Raw genomic sequence first — 16,019 nt, 5'->3', positions numbered from 1 at the left:
GGTTTCAGGGCCGCCGTGGCGGCGGGAGGAAGGGCAGGTGCACGGGCTGGTCGTGCAGCGCGCTGCCCAGTGCGAGCAGGCAGCCGGCTGTGCCGGTGCTGAGGTCCATGGACAGGCGCATCATCTGCTCGCCGGCGAAGGCGAGATGCCCCTGGTAGGGGATCGCGCCCCACGAGAGTGAGTCGATCTGACGGCGCAGGTCGGCGGCGTGGGTGCCCGGGCCTCCGGTCGTGGTGCGGCTCAAGTGCAGCACCATGCCCGCGGCACCGCGGAACAGGCCGGGCTGGGCATAGAACTTGGCCTGCGCCGCCTGCACGATTTCGCCTCTGGCCTTCTCGAACTCTTCGTCGGTGCGGTGGACGAGGTAGTCGTCGAGCACCATGCCGATGCCGACGCTGCCGGCGCCCAGGTAGGGCATGGTCCGCCAGCCCTCGTCGACCTGGAGGGCTCCGCCCACGCCTCGTACACAACGGGCCAGGTCGCGGCGGAGCGCGTCGGCGGCCAGGTCCAGCAGGGCGTGGTCGCCGGTCGCCTCGTACAGACGCAGGTGGAGCAGCGCCGCTCCGGTGGCTCCGTGGAGGAGTCCGGCCCGCGGGGTCCCGGCGCCGGCTTGCCCGGACGAGGGAGCGCCGGCCTTGTCGGCCGCGAGCCGGGCGCACTGGAGCGCCTTGTCGCGCAGGGCACTCTCGCCCGTGGAGGTGGCCAGGGAATCGAGGGCCAGGCCGAGTCCGGCCAGTCCGCTGTGCAGGTCGGGGGCCATGTCCTCCCAGCTCTGGGAGGTGATCGTTTCGACGAGGTCCAGGGCGCGTTCGCGGTGCCCGAGCCGGTCCAGGACCCAGGCGATGCCGGACAGGCCGTCATAGAAACCGAGTGGGCTGCCGGAAGCGGGGGTCTTCGCGGCCCTCAGCAGCCATTCTTCGGCTTCCGGAGCCGGTTCGGCGCCGGTCTCGGCCAGGGCGTAGAGGACGCCGGCCGCTCCGTAGGCGAAGCATGCGCCGCCGACCGGCCCGAACTGGGCTATGTCTCCGGGGAAGAGACGATCCTCCCGTTCCGGAGAGGCGGAGGCCAGGATCGCCCGGACCATGGAGTCGCGGCTGCGTGGCCAGTCGGCGAGCTCGACGGGTAAGTAGGGGTCCGCTGCGCCGCGGGTCCTGCCCCCGGGCAGGTCCGTGCCACGATGGCCGCGAAGGATCTCGGCGACCGCTTCCTGGAGGAAATCGCGCGGCACCGGAAACTGCTCGGCTGCGATCTCCGCCAAATGCGCGGCTTTTGCCCGGTCCACGGCGAACAGACTGGTGAGGGGCAGGAACAAGGCCAGGCGCAGGCACGCCAGGGCGTACCGGTCGACGTCGAAGCCCCTGCGGTCGGCAGGTGCGACGAACCCCGGATTGGCAACCACCTGACGCCGGTTCACGTCATCGACCGCGGCGGCCTCGAAGTCCAGCAGCACCACCGAGCGTTCGTCCTCGGACAGCATGATGTTGAAAAGGTGCAGGTCGTTGAAGGCGACGCCCCGCGCGTGGATCGCCGATACGGCGTCCTCCACCAGGCGGTGCACCCGCATAGCCCACTGGGTGTACTCGGCGAGCCGCTCCGGGCTGGGATCCGCCTCGATCAGCGGGTGCCGGTGTGCGAAGAAGCTGTTGAGCGGGCGGCCCTCGATGAACTCCATGACGAGGAAGGAGTGGTCGCCCAGGGTGAACCAGTCGCGCACCTCGGGGGTGCAGCCGAGCCCGGACAGCCGCCGCAGTGCATCCCTCTCGCGCTCCAGCCGGGTCACCGCGTCGGCCTCGTCCGCGGCCAGACCGGCGTGTGGCCGGGCCTCCTTCAAGACCACTTGCTCATCGGTGCGCAGGTCCCGGCCGACGAACACGCCGCCGCCGTTGGAGAAATGCAGCGCGCGCTCGAACCGGTACGGGATGTCGTTGAGCGTGGTGGCGGAGCGGGCGGCCAGATGCGGTTCGAGAAACGCGGGGAGGGTGACCCAGTCCGGGACGTGGAACGTCGGGTCCCTCCGGTCGGGAACAAGTCGTCCATGGTTGTCCTCGACCGCGGGGCACAGCTCACCCCGGTCGTCGTAACAGTGCCGCTCTGTGAAGCTGCCGTAGCGCACATAAACCGGACCGGCGCCCCAGCGTAAGTCGCTGAGTATGTACGGACCGGGCTCGCCTCCGAGCAGACGGTCCAGGTCTTCCGCGATGGTGCGGCACTGGTCGTCGTCGGCGGGGTAGACGGTGAGGAACTTCCCACTGGCGGCGCGGTCGGCGTATTTGGCGTTGCGGGTGTGCAGCAAGTACCGGCTGGGCATGCACTTGAAGGCTACGGATCGAGGGACGCAGTAGTCCCAGACCTGGGCGAGCACCTTCTCCGCGTTGTCCAGGCAGGCGGAAATGTGGATCTTCCATCCCTGGTTGGGCAGTGCACTGTCGAGCGGTCGGAACGCCAGCCAGTCGCCCGACCGGTGACGCTGCCAGCCGTCCGGGAGCTCGCGCCGCACGGCCTCGTAGAGAGCGGAGGAACCGCTGCCTTCCTCGTGGGACCGGTGCGGAGCGTCGTAGAACTGCCGGTTCGCGTCGCAGAAGACGGCGTACCCCTTGTTCATCGCACTCCTTCGGCCGGTGTCGTTCAGACGATTTCACGCCGCCATGGCCTGCAACAGTCGCGATTGTCATGAACCACCCATGAAGAAGTGCACGGGTGGCAGAGAGGTTCAGCGCAGCGGGGGCGCCGCCCGGCAACGACGCGTTTCCTGAGAGCACCGGTACCGAGTCGGCAGTGATCCACTGCAACCCCTGTCGCATCAAGGGCGCGGGCGAAGAGTCCTCCGCCGAACCGCAGATCCCCACCGTCGCCCAGGTCGATGCGCTCGCCGACGCGATCGGGCCGGGGTGGCGGCTGGTGGTTCCTCGGTGCGTACGGACCGATGCGCGTCGGCCTTTGAGAGCGCAGCTGCCGAAACCGCTGCCTCGCACGGCGCGGAAGGCACGACCGGGCATCCTGCGCCGGGACCGGTGCCGGCGCGGGCGCCGGCAGCGGAACTGGCCGACGTCATGACCGCTGTACCCGGCGTGGCCCGCCTCGCCCCCGGCCATGGACTGTCCATGCCCCAGGTCAGGGGAGCGTTCGCTCAACCCGTCCGGATCGAGGACAGTGACGAGCCCCCTGGCAGACATGTCCAGATCCCCTTGGCGTCGCCGGCGACCGTCGCGTCCTCGACGTCGCACTCGCCGTCCGTACGGCTGGGATCGCAGTGGCGCAGCACGATGCTCCCGGCCCCGTGACGATCGCCGTCCTCGTGACAGCAGTGGAACCGAGCCGGGCCCTGTCGGCCTGACCGCAGACTCAGTCGCGTAGTCGGCTCACGGGCCCGACGACGCGGATGCGTGACTGTCCCGGAATCCGCATCCGCCCGGCGGATGATTTTCCGGGCTGCGTCCAGGGGACATTCGCTGCCCACTTGTCCAATTCCAGGGCAAAAGCCTTCCAGTTGAGGAAAAACACTGGTGCGGGCGAGACGCCGGCCCCCTATTCCGCTGACGGGTAGTGGCCGACGGTCGGCGTGCCAGGAGTGATTGGCTGCATCGACAGGTGGCTTGCCGTACGGGATGAATTGCAGCCAGTCGGCTCAATATTTGTCATACATTCTTCGATACATATGGTGAGTTCCGGCGACATCACCTGGATGAATCGCAACCGGGCGTGGGTGTCTGCGTAATATTCCGTCGGCAAAAGAGGCGATTCCATTGGACGAGGAACGCCGGACGTCACCACCCCCCCCACAGGAGTTGGCTCCTCGATGACGTTGAATATTCCCGATGCGCCGCAAAGGCGCACAATGACGGCCTGGATCGCGGTGGTACTCACCCTGCTGGTCGCCGTTGCCGTTGTGAAGTGACGCCTACACGGGCAAATGCAGCAACACTTGTACCTCTGGGTACCGCGGAAAGCTTCGCGGTGCTGGCCGGTTCGACGGTCACCAACGCGGGCGATTCTGTGATCACCGGAAACGTCGGCGTACATTCGGGGTCCGCCGTAGAAGGATTCCCGCCCGGGGGGGTGCAGGACGGGACGATCCACGCCGCGAACGGTGTGGCAATGCAGGCAAAGGCCGACCTGGTCACGGCGTACGGCAATGCCTTCGGCCAGCCCACGCAATTCAGCCTTTCCGCGGCGCCCGTGAATCCCACGCTGGTTCCGGGCACCTACTCCGTCACGTCCGGTCTCCTGCTCAACGGCACCTGGACCCTGGACGCCGGCGGCAATCCCGATGCCGTCTGGGTGTTCAAGATTCCCGCGGGCCTGACAACGGCATCCGCGAGCCGCGTGGTCCTTCTCAATGACGCCCGGGCGTGCAACGTGTTCTGGGTGACCGATGAATCGGCCACGCTCGGAACCGGCTCCACCTTCGTGGGCACCCTCATGGCGCTCACCTCGATCACTGTTACTAATGGGACGGCCATCCAGGGCCGGGCGCTGGCCCGCAATGGGGCCGTCACGCTGGACAACAACGTGATCACCAGGCCGACGTGTGACAGCACCACCACAACCACAACCACAACCACCGGTGACGGTGCGACGGGTGATGCCGCGACCGGTGACGGTGCGACGGGTGATGCCGCGACCGGTGACGGTGCGACGGGTGATGCCGCGACCGGTGACGGTGCGACCGGTGATGCCGCGACCGGTGACGGTGCGACGGGTGACGCTGCGACCGGTGACGGTGCGACGGGTGACGCTGCGACCGGTGACGGTGCGACGGGTGATGCCGCGACGGGTGACGCTGCGACCGGTGACGGTGCGACGGGTGACGCTGCGACGGGTGATGCCGCGACTGGTGACGGTGCGACGGGTGATGCCGCGACTGGTGACGGTGCGACGGGTGATGCCGCGACCGGTGACGGTGCGACCGGTGACGCCACGGGCGGACGCGACGACGACTGCGACTACGGCGGGAAGCCGGGGAAGCCGGGGAAGCCGGGGAAGCCCGGGAAGCCCGGGAAGCCGTGCAAGCCCTGGAAGCCCGTGAGGCCCAAGCCCGTGAAGCCCTGGGAGACCTGGGAGCTCGGCAAGGACGAGGGGAACCACCAGGTGCACTTCACCACTGAGTGAGTTCTTCCCCCGCAGTCCGGTGGGAGCAGTGAGCCGTGCCTGGACCCTTCGGCGGAGTTCGCGCACAGGTAGTCGCCCCCACATGCGAGTGGGACGGGTGGCGCGCGGAGGATCGGCATCGATTCCGTCGCGCGCCGCCTGTGGAAGCAGGGAGAAACAGGTGCGAGCAGTCGGGATGGGAAGGACCGGGTGGGGCTGTGCTGGGCGGCCTTGAGTCGACGAATGTGAAAGAACCGCAGCGGACCGGCGCTGAGCCGGCAGCGCAGGACGATGGCGGGGGACCGGGTGGGACCCGTGGGATTTCAGGGCCACCCCGCCCGCTGAGCGCGGGAACGGGAGCCGCGGTGGCCCTGTGTCTGGCAGTGACCCTGGTCCACGTGCTCCTGGTGTTTCTGTACGTGGCGCCCCCGAACGTCATCTCGACGGCGTACAGCCGGCAGATCAACGCGTGGGTCCGGCCCGTGTTCGAGCAGAACTGGCGGCTCTTCGCCCCGAACCCTCAGTCGGTCAACCGGCAGATCTCGGCGAGGACCAGACAGACAGCACCGGACGGCACCGCACAAGTGAGCGACTGGATCGATTTGAGCGCCATGGACGATTCCGCCGTCAAGCACAACGTCTTCCCGAGCCATACGGCACAGAACATGCTGCGCCAGGCTTGGAATTCTTACCTCAAAACGCACGGCGGCGACGACCAGCCGCGCTCGGAGCGGGCTCTTCTGATCCAGAAGTATCTGCGCAACATCGCAGCGGATCGCGTCGCCGCCCGACGTGGCGGCACCTTCGAGTCCATCCAGCTCCGGGTGATCACGCTGCCCATTGCCGCGCCCGGCACAGCGGGCGGTCTCCACTCGGCCGCCGCGGCGCCGGCGCGGGCCGAAACCCGGTATCTGCCCTGGTGGAAGGTGGCCTCGCATGGAAGGGACTGAGCAGGCATCGGTCGCGGCGCCCACAGCGTCCCGACGCACCACCGAGCGGGCGGCCGTACGCATGCCGCAGCGCGTGTTCGACCGGGTCCATGGGTTCTTCGTCCTCCTGACCGAGCGGCCGGTCTCCCTGTACGCGGCGGCGGTGCTGCGCATCGGGTACGGGCTGCTCTATCTCGCTTTCCTGCTCCGCGAGTTTCCACACCGCGACGAGATGTGGGGCCCAGGTTCACCGTGGACGCCCGCGCTGGCCAGACAGATGCTCGATCAGAGCGGGTGGGTTAGCGTCCTCACCCTGTCCGACAGCCGGGTGTACTTCGAGGTCTGCTACGCCGTGGCTCTGGTCACGTGTGCGCTGTTCTTGCTGGGCTGGCGGACCCGGGCGGTGTCCGTGCTGTTCGCGGTCGTGGTGGTGTCGTTCCACGCCAAGGCGATCTTCATGGCGGACGGCGGGGACAATCTCATGGTCCTCATGGCCGTCTACCTCGTCTTCACCGCGTGCGGTCGGCGCTGGTCCCTCGACGCGCGCAGGACCCGGCTCCAAGCGTCGGCGGGCAGGACAGCAGGCCCGCGCGGCGGTCTCCGGCACCAACTCGGCGACGCCCGCAATATCTTGACCACCGTGCTGCACAACTGCGGCATGTTCGTCATCGCCGCCCAGGTCTGCTTCCTCTACGGATGCGCGGGCCTGTACAAGGTGCAGGGCCCCAGTTGGGGCAACGGCACCGCCCTCCATTACGTCCTGAACATCGACCTGTTCCGGCCCTGGCCCGGGCTGTCCCAGATGGTCGACGGCCATCACTTGCTGATCGCCGTCGTCGGCTACCTGACGGTGCTGGTGCAGGTCGCCTTTCCGTTCGTCCTGTTCGGCAGGCTCAAATACCCTGTACTGATCGTGCTGTTGGGCATGCACGTGAATATCGCGGTACTCATGGGACTGCCGCTCTTCTCCGGCGCGATGATCGTCGCCGATGCCGTGTTCCTGCCGGACCGCTTCTACCGCTCCCTGGGACGGCTGTGGCGGCGCACCGTCCAGCGCACAGGTGTCACGGGCGCGGGGGCCTCGCCCGGGGCGGAACCCGCACTCGTACCAGCGCAGCCCGGACCGGCCGGCTGACGCAAACCCGGCACTGCCACCCGGACCCAGGAGCTGACCCACGCCGACCTCGGACCCATCCAGGCGCTGCACCACCGTTGCTCGCCGGGCAGCCGCGCCCTGCGCTATCACGCGGGCAAACCCGAGCTGTCTCGGGCCGGATGGAAGATGCTGTCCGACCCGGAGCGCGGCACCACCTTGGTCACCACCACCGCCCGGAACACGGACCGCATTATCGCCATGACCAACGTCATGCGCACCGATCAGCAAGGGGTCGGCGAACTTGCCGTGCTGATCGAGGACGCCTGGCAGTCCAAGGGACTGGGCACCGCGCTGGCCGCGCACGCGGCCGATGTGGCCCGCCGGGGGTCTCTGTCGCGAGGATGGCTCGGGCGAGCTGGTTGCGGGTGAGGGCGTCGTCGAGGTCGGCTTCGTGGACGGTGGGGCTCTCGTCGGTGAGCGGGACTGGTAGGCCGGCGTCTCTGACTTCGCACAGGCCGCGGACTCCTCGGGCAGTGGCCGCGAGCTTGGCTGTCGCTTCGGACGGGTGCCATTCCAGTACTGAGCTGACCGGCCCGACGTGTTCGGCCGTGAGTGTCAGGAAGGATGCACCCATGCGGTCGTGCAGATCCTCGGCGGGTACTTCGCCGTCCAGGCCGGGGCCGGCGACCAGGAGCCTTACCGGGGCGTTGACTTGGCAGCACGCTGCAAGCATGAGGGCCTCGGCGAGCGGGCTGCGGAGGGTTGGTTCGTCACTCTTGGCGAGGATGTCGCCTCCGACGTCCAGGAGGTCGATGGACTCGGGGGCAGGTGCTCGGTGAGTTCTTCGAGCTGGCGGGTGATGCCCTCGGCGCCGTGGTGCGGGTCGATCACAGTCGCCGGCCGCCGTTGGGTGTGCCGCCCATGGGGCCCATTCCGGGTGAACTTGTGCCAGCCAGCGTTTGTCGTCGGTGGGTGTGACCCGTGTATCGGCGTCGAATCGGTACATCCGGCTCATGCCCGTTATCCCAGTCTCGGCCGTAGGCCGCTGTCCAGTACGGCCTTGCAGTCCTGCCAGGCTGAAGGGCTCAGCAAGGGGCGGAGTCTGGTGAACAGCTCCAAGAGGTCGGCTCCCCACCGCTCGCGGAAGTCGCTGTCGATGCACGCGATGTCGAGTTCGTTCGCTGCGGTGAGTTCGGCGAAGTCCTTCCTCTGTTCGAGGGTGGATGTGTAGGAGCGGCTGGTGAACCTGTCCCGGAAGCGCATGGCGCGGTCAGTGAGCACAGGGTACGTGGCTTGCCGGTCGCAGCTTGCGTAGATGTACACGATGGACTCGGCTTCGGAGCCGATGACCGCCTCCAGCCTTGAACGCTGATCGGGCGCCAGCAGAACGGGGGCGAAGCCGTCGGTGCCGTAGAACGCGTGGCAAAGGCCGGCGAGCTGCAGCGCCGGGCGGGCGTTCCAGCGCGCGAGCAGGTGCCGCACACGTTCAAGGTGCGCCAGGAGGGTTCCGCCGGGGTGGTCGAGGGTCTCGGCTCCTCGGTCGCGCAGGAGTTGCCGTGCGGCACGGGCGGGGTCGACGTCCAGATTCATGGAGGTGGCTTCCTTCCCAGCGTTCGGGCATCACACGGCCACGGCGACGGACGCGGTCACGCCGACCGCGACGATCACTCCGCGCAGCACGGTGGGCGGCATTCGGCGGCCCACCCGGGCGCCCAGAAGCCCGCCGAGAGTGGAGCCGAGGGCGATCACGCCGGCCGCCGTCCAGTCGACGTCCGTCGCCACGATGAAAACGGCCGCCGCGATGCCGTTGACAAGAGCGGCGAGTACGTTCTTGTCTGCGTTCAGACGCTGCAGGTCGTCCCGCAGGAATGTGCCGAACAGGCCCATGAGCAGGACACCTTGGGCCGCGCCGAAGTAGCCGCCGTAGATTCCTGTTCCCAGCACTCCGATCCACACCGGCACACCGCCGTCCTCGCGGTCTTTCTCGCGGCGCTGCTTCAGCCACTCGTTGAGGCGGGGCTGGAGCAGGACGAGGACGCAGGCGAGCAGGATGAGGATCGGCACGATCGCGCGGAACGTGTCGGCGGGCAGTTGTAGCAGGAGGATTGCGCCGCCGAGCCCACCGGCGAGTGCCGCGCCGCCGAATTTCATCAGCCTCGGCAGCTGTCCCTTGAGCTCTTTGCGGTAGCCGTAGGCCGCGCTGATGACGCCCGGTACGAGTCCGATGGTGTTGGAGACGTTGGCCAGGATCGGAGGACAGCCGAAGGCGAGCAGGGTGGGGAAGGTGATCAGGGTTCCGGAGCCGACGACGGCGTTGATGCCGCCTGCCGCAACGGCCGCGGCCGCTACGGCCGCTGTTTCGAGTGCTTGCACTGGTCGCCTTTCCGGGCATGGCCCAGCACCGGAGCGCGAGGGATCCGGGGGAGGAAGAGGATGGTCCCGGGGTGGGTGGGTCGGCACCCGGCGTGGGCCCGAGCGCCGTCCGGAGCGGTGCCCGGGCCCGGCCGGGTTGCCGCCCTGGGCCCGGAAAAGATCGTCCCGCCCACCCAACTGCCAAGTCAATCCTCGGGTTTCCTTAGCCACCCCCTAGCTGTAGCTTCACCCTCCATGACCCTCGACGATCTGCGCGTCTTCGTCGCCGTGTGCCGCACAGGCAGCCTCAGCGCCGTCGCACGCGACCTGTCCTGCACACAGTCCGCGGTGAGCCAGCACATCAAACGCCTGGAGCGGGAGACCGGCATCACCTTGCTCGAGCGCCACCCGCGCGGCGTCATACCCACCCCAGCCGGACAGCTTCTGCACACCGCGGCCGGCGGGGGCCTCGGCGACATCGACCACGCCCTGCGCCGCCTGCGCGACCTGGTGCACGGCGAGGCCGGCTCGGTTCGCATCACCACCGGCGCCACTACGGTCCGCCACTTCATGTCGAAGGCCGTGGTCGCCTTCCGTCACCGCTACCCCAACGTCAGCCTGGAGTTCCAGACCGCGCACTCCAGCCGCGGCTGCTTCGACGCGCTGCTCGCGGGCGGTCTCGACCTGGCCTGGATCACCCTCGGCGAAACCGTACGCGGGATCGAGCAACGCCCCGTCGTCGAATTGCCGTGGGTCCTCGCTGTCCGCACCGACGACCCACTGGCCGCCAAGTCCGGTATCGACATCGCGGACTTGGCACGCATCCACCTGATCGGCCTGCCCGAGAGCGCGACCTCCCGCTCCCGCCTGGACGCCTGGCTGGTCGAGTCCGGCATCGAGCCAACCTCGGACACCAGCGTCGCCGACTGGGACACCGCCATCCTCCTGGCGGAACTCGGCCTCGGCCACGCGATCGTGCCCGACCTGCCCGGTTGGCACGGCCCCGCCCACCCCGACCTGCAACTCGTTCCGATCCCCGAACTGCCCACTTTGTGGACCGGCTGGGCCATACGCCGCTGGGACGCGCTGTCGCCGCTGGCGAGGGCCTTCGCCGACACGGTGGAGGAGAACTGCAGCGCCGCATTCTCGGCTGCACCGCCCATGATGGGTAACGACCACTAGCCATGAGAGACCATCACGCCGTGGGTAGGGTGTCGCTCCATGACGCATGTGAACAGCCCCCATTCCACCGGTCATCGACGACCTCTGGGAGCGCCGCGCGGAGCTCTCCCCCAGCGATCAGGAAGCCCGCCGCCACGTCGCGGAGGCAGTGGACTCCTTGACACCGGCACCGCCAGGGTGGCCCGCGAAGACGAACTCACCGTGAAGGATCCCGGCAAGCCCCTGCCGGACAACCCGGTCGTGTCGATCGTGAAGAACTACAAGCGAGAGCCGCAGAGCTGACCAGCACCAATAGGTGCCAGGGTGAAGCTGCGGGCACACCCTGGCACCCGCTGTTGACCGTGGTTTACCGACCCGTCGGGCATGGATCGGGCACGGCATGCGTCGGTCAGATGGCGGGACTGCGGCTTTGGCCGGTGTCCTGGTCGCGGCGTGGCGGGAGGCCACGGCCTTCACCGAGGCCGAGCGGGCCGCGCTGGAGCTGGCAGCCCACCGTCAGTGCGATGGCCGCGGGTGCCGGGTCAGCGCCCCTCGTGCGACTCAGTGGCGCGGGCAGCTGCGTGCGTGGCCTCCTGGTTGGCCAGGACTGACAGCAGGTCTGCGACAGTGGCGCCCGTATCTGCCGGATGACGCAGAAACGTGCCGGGCGCGATGCGGTAGACGTTCGACCGACCGTGCCGGACGTGGGTGAGGTATCCGCCCTCTTCGAGGTCGGCGATGATCTTCTGCACGGCGCGTTCAGTGAGCTGACAGCGGACGGCGATGTCACGGACGCGGATGGCGCGATTCTCGAAGATCGCAGCCAGCACCCGGGCGTGGTTGGTCAGGAACGTCCAGCCTGCATGCGGTTCCGGAGCTCGATCCATGCCCCCACGCTACGACATCTGGTTCACGCATTCAAAAGGGTGAATTACATTTCGTGTAACCGTTGACGTGAAAGGGGGGTCGGGTGATGCTGGAAGCCCAGAGACGACGGTATGCGCCGGGAGCTCCTATGTCCCATCACGCGATACTCCCCCGACACGAGGGGCCCTGCACCGAGTGCGGCACCGCCCTCAAGCAATCGCAGACGCCGGTACCTGTGACACTGAGCGTCGACACGGTCGGCGACCGGCTCGTCGTGACCGTGTCCGGTGAGCTCGACCTGGAGAGCGACCAGGTACTGCAGCAGACGCTGAGCGACGCGCTGGACCACGCTGCGGGCGGCCTGGAACTGGATCTCGCAGGGGTCGGCTTCTGTGACTGCTCCGCCCTCAACGCCCTGCTGCGAGTGCGCCACCGCGCCCTCCAGACATCCAAGAGCCTCATCCTGTGTGCCACCAGCCCGGCCGTGGAACGCCTGCTCGACCTGACCAGCACCCTTCCACTCTTCACCACCGGAGATGGGGCGGCCGAGCATCTGGCCGCCCCATCCAATCCCGCGTACACCAAGGCGGCAGATCCGGCAGATTCCGCCGTAGATGAAAAGGCGGCCGATACCGCCACAGCCGGACATCACACGCCGCCCTCGGAACAGCCGCCACGGACAGCAGACTCATCCAGCGACAATCAAGCGGCCGAGATCGCCCAGCTGCGCCGGGCACTGCAGACCCACCCAGCGATCGACATAGCCCGCGGCATTCTCATGGCATCGTTCCAACTGACCAGCCAGCAGTCCTGGCAGGTGCTGGTGGCCGCCTCCCAGCACAGCAACATCAAACTGCACCTGATCGCCGACGCACTCCTGCAGGCCGTTGACGGCCAGGCCCTGCCCGAACCCCTCGCCGGCCACTTGGCCGGTGCGGTACAGGCACTACAGGCACACGGCACCCCCGGCACAGTAGAAACCAGCGCACCCAAGGCCCGCTGAAGTACTCACCGCGTGGACTTCGACGTTGGCCGAGCCGGACTCGGTGTCGAAGTCGGCCGGCGTCTGTCGGACCGCGGTTTCCAACCGCGGAAGTAGGGCGGCAAGGCGCTCACTCAGCGCCGCGTAGCGCCCCTCGGCGTTGTGGTGAGCGCGGGGCGTCTTTGCGTCGTACCAGGGGTGGCTTGCGCGATCGGTCAGGTTGCGCGGGGACGTAGTCCTACCGAGGAGTCTTACCGGGGAGTGGGGGCGTGGCCTCTTCGTCCGGCTGAGGCCCACTGGCCCGGCCACGTCGCTTGAACCTGTGACGTCATCCTTATCAGGTCGATCGCGAGCTACTCCCGACCCTGCTCGCCCGTGAGAGTTGCCCAGTCGGGATTCTGCTCGAGTTCGCCGGGGACCGCCTCGGTTTGCTGCTGTTGGTGTCAGCCGTTGATGTCAGCGGAAACACAGAGCTTGACACGACCCACCGAGCCGCGCGCCGAAGGAGCGAACTCGCCCTGCCGCAGCCTCGTCTCAGTGCCCACGTTCATGCCGGGGGCGCCGCCCCGTCAACAGTTCGTCGCGACCCTGACACACGTCGAGCTGCTGGAGCTGGACCCGCTCCAGGAAGCGGAGTAGCTCCAAACGCGATGGTGGGCGCTCGTTCGCACGTTCGATTCTAGGCGTTCCGGTCACAAGCTTCCACGCTGCGGCTGCTGTCCTATCTCGCCGAAGGTTGGCCAATCTCACCGAACTTTGACCGCTGCGGGCCGTGGTCAGCGCCGTAGGGAAGCGACGGTGCAGCGGTCTACCGTGGCGCTCGCCCCGCGCTACCATTGCCGGCCCTATCGTCACGACATGACGTGGCTACCCCTCTTCGCAACTCTTCTTGGTGCGGTAATTGCCCTCAGCTCCGCCCTCCTCGTCGAGCGCCGCCGAGAGTGCAGGGAGGACCGCATCGACCGCCGCAAGTCGAAGCAGGACCTGTATGCGCGCTTACTTGCCGCCCCCGCCCACACCCGGGCGCAGCTGCGCATCCTTGCTGATACCTCAGGCCTGTCGGATGAAGAACGTGGGAAGCGGGCCCGCACGGCGTACGCCGGCTGCTACGCCCCGCGTTACGAGCTCGAGGTGTTGGCCCCTCAGTCGGTCCTGACCCCAGCGCTGGACTTCGACCAGCGTGCGAAGGCGTTGCGAGACCTCCTCATTGAGGGCACAAACGTCCAAGGCACTGTCCGCATGCGCGAGTACATCGACTATGCAGAGAGAGTACGCACGGCGATGCGGGCCGACCTGGGCATGAGCGAGAGCACCTGACGGCTGCTAGGTGGTTCCGTCTCACCGTTGGAGCGGCGTCTCAGCGCAGACTGACCAGCACGAATGCGTATGCGGCGCCTGACCAGCGGCCACACTGGTCAAAGTTCGGTGAGATCGGTCAACCTTCCCTGAGACGGGACAGCTGCACGGTCCTGGGCTCCCGAGGGCGCCGTGTTCCGTCTCCGTCGATATGGTCTGCGTCTCAAGTGATCTGGTCCGATTCGCCTCTGGTCTCAGGTGATCTGGTACGGCGCGCGGGAAGCGGTCATGCACACAAGGTGGATCAGCGCACGAGGGAACGCGCGATGCGGAATCCCACGTCGCCACCGTGGGCTGAGCCGGCCCAGGGGGCACCCCTGGGCCGGAGGGCGTCCCCTCTTTGCGCCGGAGGGAACTCCCTTGCGCCAGAAGCCGTTTCCCTTTGTATCGCCTTGTGTCGAGCGTTTGACACAAGATCCCGACCAGGGCATCTTGTACCCATCGCTTGATACAAGATGATCTGGGGGGATCTCCATATGCTCGACACCGTCCCGCTCCAGTCCCGGTTCCTCGACCACGCCGACTACTACGCCCGCTGGTCCGGTCTGGCCATCGGCATCGTGGCCGCACAGCAGTTGGTCACGATGGAGAGCGACGACATCACGATGCCCCTCGTGTTCGCCATCACCGCTTTCGGCCTGTGCGCGGTGGCCGGTGTCCTGCTCGGCGACGCCCTGACCCTGCGTCCCCAGGAAACGGTACGCACCGCGAGTCTCGCCCCGCGCCTGGTCCGAGACCAAGTGCCGCCCCGTATGGCGCCCCTGCTTCTTCTGCAGGCGGCGTCCCTCGTCACCCTGCTGGTGATCGGTACGGTCACGGCCTCCGCCGACCCCGACCGGATAGGCAGAGCGGGGCGTGTCATCACCGTCACCTGCGAAGGGATGCGCGCATCCCTCGGTCCCTGGCCCGGCCTGTACTTCAGCGGCCCGATGTTCGCCGCCCTCGCGGTCGGAACCCCCGTCTGCGTCTGGGCCCTGCGCCGTATCGCCCACGGCCCGGGCGACGACCAGCAGCGCCGCGACCGCGCGTGGGCGATCACCGGAGCCTGGGGGCTGCTGGTGTCGAGCCAGGTGCTGCTCGTCGTGCTGATGGTCTTCGTCGCGCTCACGGAGAAGGCCTGCGCCGGCCCGCTGGGCGCCGCCACCATCGTGGTGATCTGCCCCCTGGGCCTGCTGAGCCTGTTCACCTTCGGATGGTCCCTGGTCACCGTGGTGGCACCCCGGGCGGTCGACGACGAGGCAGCCGACGATGGGACTTTCGACGATGAGTGACCCCGCCGTCCGCGTCGACACCACCAGCCAGGTACCGCCGTACGAGCAGATCCGCGCCCAACTGGCTGCGCTGATCCGCACCGGCAGGCTGGCCGAGGGCGAGCGCCTGCCGACCGTGCGCCAGCTCGCCGCCGACCTCGGTCTGGCGCCGGGCACCGTGGCTCGTGCCTACCGCGAGCTGGAGGCCGCCGAGCTGATCCGCACCCGCCGTGGCGCGGGCACCCGGGTCGCGGCGCTCCCGTCCGAGCCGCACGCGCACGATGCCGACCAACTCACCACTCTGGCCCGGGACTTCACCTCCGCCGCCCGAGCGCTCGGCGCCGACACCGAGGACATCCTGACCGCCGTCCGCGACGCCCTGGACCCGGGGCCCGCCTCCTCTTCGGCCACCGCCGACAGCGGAGCGGGTGGCCCCAAGACGGCCGAGGCGTCAGCGCAAGTCACAGGCGTGAGGAACAGGCTCAGCAGCAGGCGTAAGTAACAGACGTAACAGACACAGGTAACAGTGGGTGATGAGCCACTGTTACGCCACGGCACGGCCACTGAAATGTTCCGTGCCTACGGTCCTGGCGCAGCCGGAGAACCTCCACTCCGGATCGGCCAGAGGAACAGGACCGGCATCTGTTCTGTACGACCGCGCGGCCGACCTTCCGCACCGTGCCCCGCGCCGGATCGAGCTCGACCGCCACGGAGAGGACGCAGATTTGAAGTGAGGTCTCGCCAGAATCTTCGGGGACTACCAGTCGTGGCTGACGACCCAGGCGTGGTATCAGTTCGAAACAGCAGAGCCGGACCAGATCAACTGAGGATCTGACACGACACGCTTAGCGCGGTCTGGACAACAAACAAGTCCCGGGCCGCTGGCCTGGGGCTTTCATATGGAGCGGGTGGCGGGAATCGAACCCGCGCTCTGAGCT

13 protein-coding genes and 3 pseudogenes are annotated in these 16,019 nt (G+C 68.0%); 11 read left to right on the top strand and 5 right to left on the bottom strand.

The annotated features are described in order from the left end of the window. Window positions 1-4 precede the first annotated feature (4 nt). Window positions 5-2,602, bottom strand: coding sequence for a class III lanthionine synthetase LanKC (lanKC, locus tag QFZ67_RS18225; protein WP_307662147.1), 2,598 nt, complete (start codon window positions 2,600-2,602; stop codon window positions 5-7). Window positions 2,603-2,778: 176 nt separating this feature from the next. On the opposite strand from lanKC, the pseudogene QFZ67_RS18220 reads away from it, so the two are divergent. The 6 genes and pseudogenes from QFZ67_RS18220 to QFZ67_RS18195 form a co-directional block, all read left to right on the top strand. Then, window positions 2,779-2,929 (top strand): annotated as a pseudogene (locus QFZ67_RS18220) (site-specific integrase); the annotation flags it as partial. Between the two features lie 121 nt (window positions 2,930-3,050). Continuing rightward, window positions 3,051-3,281, top strand: a complete 231-nt coding sequence (locus tag QFZ67_RS18215) for a hypothetical protein (RefSeq protein WP_307662146.1) — start codon at window positions 3,051-3,053, stop codon at window positions 3,279-3,281. A gap of 610 nt (window positions 3,282-3,891) precedes the next feature. Continuing rightward, window positions 3,892-5,109, top strand: a complete 1,218-nt coding sequence (locus QFZ67_RS18210; RefSeq protein WP_307662145.1) for an ice-binding family protein — start codon at window positions 3,892-3,894, stop codon at window positions 5,107-5,109. A gap of 461 nt (window positions 5,110-5,570) precedes the next feature. Beyond that, window positions 5,571-6,038, top strand: coding sequence for a DUF5819 family protein (locus QFZ67_RS18205; protein WP_307662144.1), 468 nt, complete (start codon window positions 5,571-5,573; stop codon window positions 6,036-6,038). A gap of 61 nt (window positions 6,039-6,099) precedes the next feature. Then, window positions 6,100-7,152: an HTTM domain-containing protein gene (locus tag QFZ67_RS18200; protein WP_307665881.1), complete on the top strand. Its 1,053-nt coding sequence runs from the start codon at window positions 6,100-6,102 to the stop codon at window positions 7,150-7,152. A gap of 147 nt (window positions 7,153-7,299) precedes the next feature. After that, entirely contained in the window at window positions 7,300-7,542 is a 243-nt protein-coding gene (locus tag QFZ67_RS18195) for a GNAT family N-acetyltransferase (protein ID WP_307662143.1), read from the top strand. Here QFZ67_RS18195 and QFZ67_RS18190 read toward each other — a convergent pair. From QFZ67_RS18190 to QFZ67_RS18180, 3 genes and pseudogenes are all read right to left on the bottom strand, one after another. Further along, a pseudogene (locus QFZ67_RS18190) lies at window positions 7,499-8,004 on the bottom strand (DUF1152 domain-containing protein); the annotation flags it as partial. The gene QFZ67_RS18195 and the pseudogene QFZ67_RS18190 sit on opposite strands and share 44 nt — an antisense overlap. A 129-nt stretch (window positions 8,005-8,133) precedes the next feature. After that, window positions 8,134-8,703 (bottom strand): DUF6817 domain-containing protein, encoded by a 570-nt coding sequence (locus QFZ67_RS18185; RefSeq protein ID WP_307662142.1) that lies wholly within the window; start codon window positions 8,701-8,703, stop codon window positions 8,134-8,136. Window positions 8,704-8,733: 30 nt separating this feature from the next. Continuing rightward, window positions 8,734-9,486, bottom strand: coding sequence for a sulfite exporter TauE/SafE family protein (locus QFZ67_RS18180; RefSeq protein ID WP_307662141.1), 753 nt, complete (start codon window positions 9,484-9,486; stop codon window positions 8,734-8,736). A 234-nt stretch (window positions 9,487-9,720) separates the two neighbouring features. Here QFZ67_RS18180 and QFZ67_RS18175 point away from each other — a divergent pair, with 234 nt between their 5' ends. Beyond that, the gene (locus QFZ67_RS18175) at window positions 9,721-10,647 is read left to right on the top strand and encodes a LysR family transcriptional regulator (RefSeq protein ID WP_307662140.1); all 927 of its coding nucleotides are present in this window, start codon (window positions 9,721-9,723) and stop codon (window positions 10,645-10,647) included. A gap of 521 nt (window positions 10,648-11,168) precedes the next feature. Here the strand turns inward: QFZ67_RS18175 and QFZ67_RS18170 are convergent. Next, window positions 11,169-11,513: a helix-turn-helix domain-containing protein gene (locus tag QFZ67_RS18170; RefSeq protein WP_307662139.1), complete on the bottom strand. Its 345-nt coding sequence runs from the start codon at window positions 11,511-11,513 to the stop codon at window positions 11,169-11,171. A gap of 86 nt (window positions 11,514-11,599) precedes the next feature. On the opposite strand from QFZ67_RS18170, the gene QFZ67_RS18165 reads away from it, so the two are divergent. From QFZ67_RS18165 to QFZ67_RS18150, 4 genes and pseudogenes are all read left to right on the top strand, one after another. Beyond that, window positions 11,600-12,496 carry an anti-sigma factor antagonist gene (locus tag QFZ67_RS18165; RefSeq protein WP_307665880.1) on the top strand — a complete coding sequence of 299 codons (897 nt, stop codon included), beginning with the start codon at window positions 11,600-11,602 and terminating at the stop codon, window positions 12,494-12,496. An 837-nt stretch (window positions 12,497-13,333) separates the two neighbouring features. Continuing rightward, window positions 13,334-13,792, top strand: a complete 459-nt coding sequence (locus QFZ67_RS18160; protein ID WP_307662138.1) for a hypothetical protein — start codon at window positions 13,334-13,336, stop codon at window positions 13,790-13,792. Window positions 13,793-14,307: 515 nt separating this feature from the next. Next, entirely contained in the window at window positions 14,308-15,102 is a 795-nt protein-coding gene (locus tag QFZ67_RS18155) for a hypothetical protein (RefSeq protein WP_307662137.1), read from the top strand. Beyond that, window positions 15,095-15,469 (top strand): annotated as a pseudogene (locus QFZ67_RS18150) (GntR family transcriptional regulator); the annotation flags it as partial. The gene QFZ67_RS18155 and the pseudogene QFZ67_RS18150, both read left to right, overlap by 8 nt. Between the last annotated feature and the right edge of the window lie 550 nt (window positions 15,470-16,019).

Source organism: Streptomyces sp. V1I1, from assembly GCF_030817355.1.
GTDB lineage: Bacteria > Actinomycetota > Actinomycetes > Streptomycetales > Streptomycetaceae > Streptomyces.
Note: the sequence above shows the minus strand (reverse complement) of the source record. Positions and strands in the feature narration are given on the sequence as shown.

Coding starts and splice junctions, on each gene's coding strand:
- lanKC (WP_307662147.1), bottom strand. CDS start 2,602: ATGAACAAGGGGTACGCCGTCTTCTGCGACGCGAACCGGCAGTTCTAC.
- QFZ67_RS18215 (WP_307662146.1), top strand. CDS start 3,051: ATGACCGCTGTACCCGGCGTGGCCCGCCTCGCCCCCGGCCATGGACTG.
- QFZ67_RS18200 (WP_307665881.1), top strand. CDS start 6,100: ATGCCGCAGCGCGTGTTCGACCGGGTCCATGGGTTCTTCGTCCTCCTG.
- QFZ67_RS18195 (WP_307662143.1), top strand. CDS start 7,300: ATGCTGTCCGACCCGGAGCGCGGCACCACCTTGGTCACCACCACCGCC.
- QFZ67_RS18185 (WP_307662142.1), bottom strand. CDS start 8,703: ATGAATCTGGACGTCGACCCCGCCCGTGCCGCACGGCAACTCCTGCGC.
- QFZ67_RS18175 (WP_307662140.1), top strand. CDS start 9,721: ATGACCCTCGACGATCTGCGCGTCTTCGTCGCCGTGTGCCGCACAGGC.
- QFZ67_RS18170 (WP_307662139.1), bottom strand. CDS start 11,513: ATGGATCGAGCTCCGGAACCGCATGCAGGCTGGACGTTCCTGACCAAC.
- QFZ67_RS18165 (WP_307665880.1), top strand. CDS start 11,600: ATGCTGGAAGCCCAGAGACGACGGTATGCGCCGGGAGCTCCTATGTCC.
- QFZ67_RS18160 (WP_307662138.1), top strand. CDS start 13,334: ATGACGTGGCTACCCCTCTTCGCAACTCTTCTTGGTGCGGTAATTGCC.
- QFZ67_RS18155 (WP_307662137.1), top strand. CDS start 14,308: ATGCTCGACACCGTCCCGCTCCAGTCCCGGTTCCTCGACCACGCCGAC.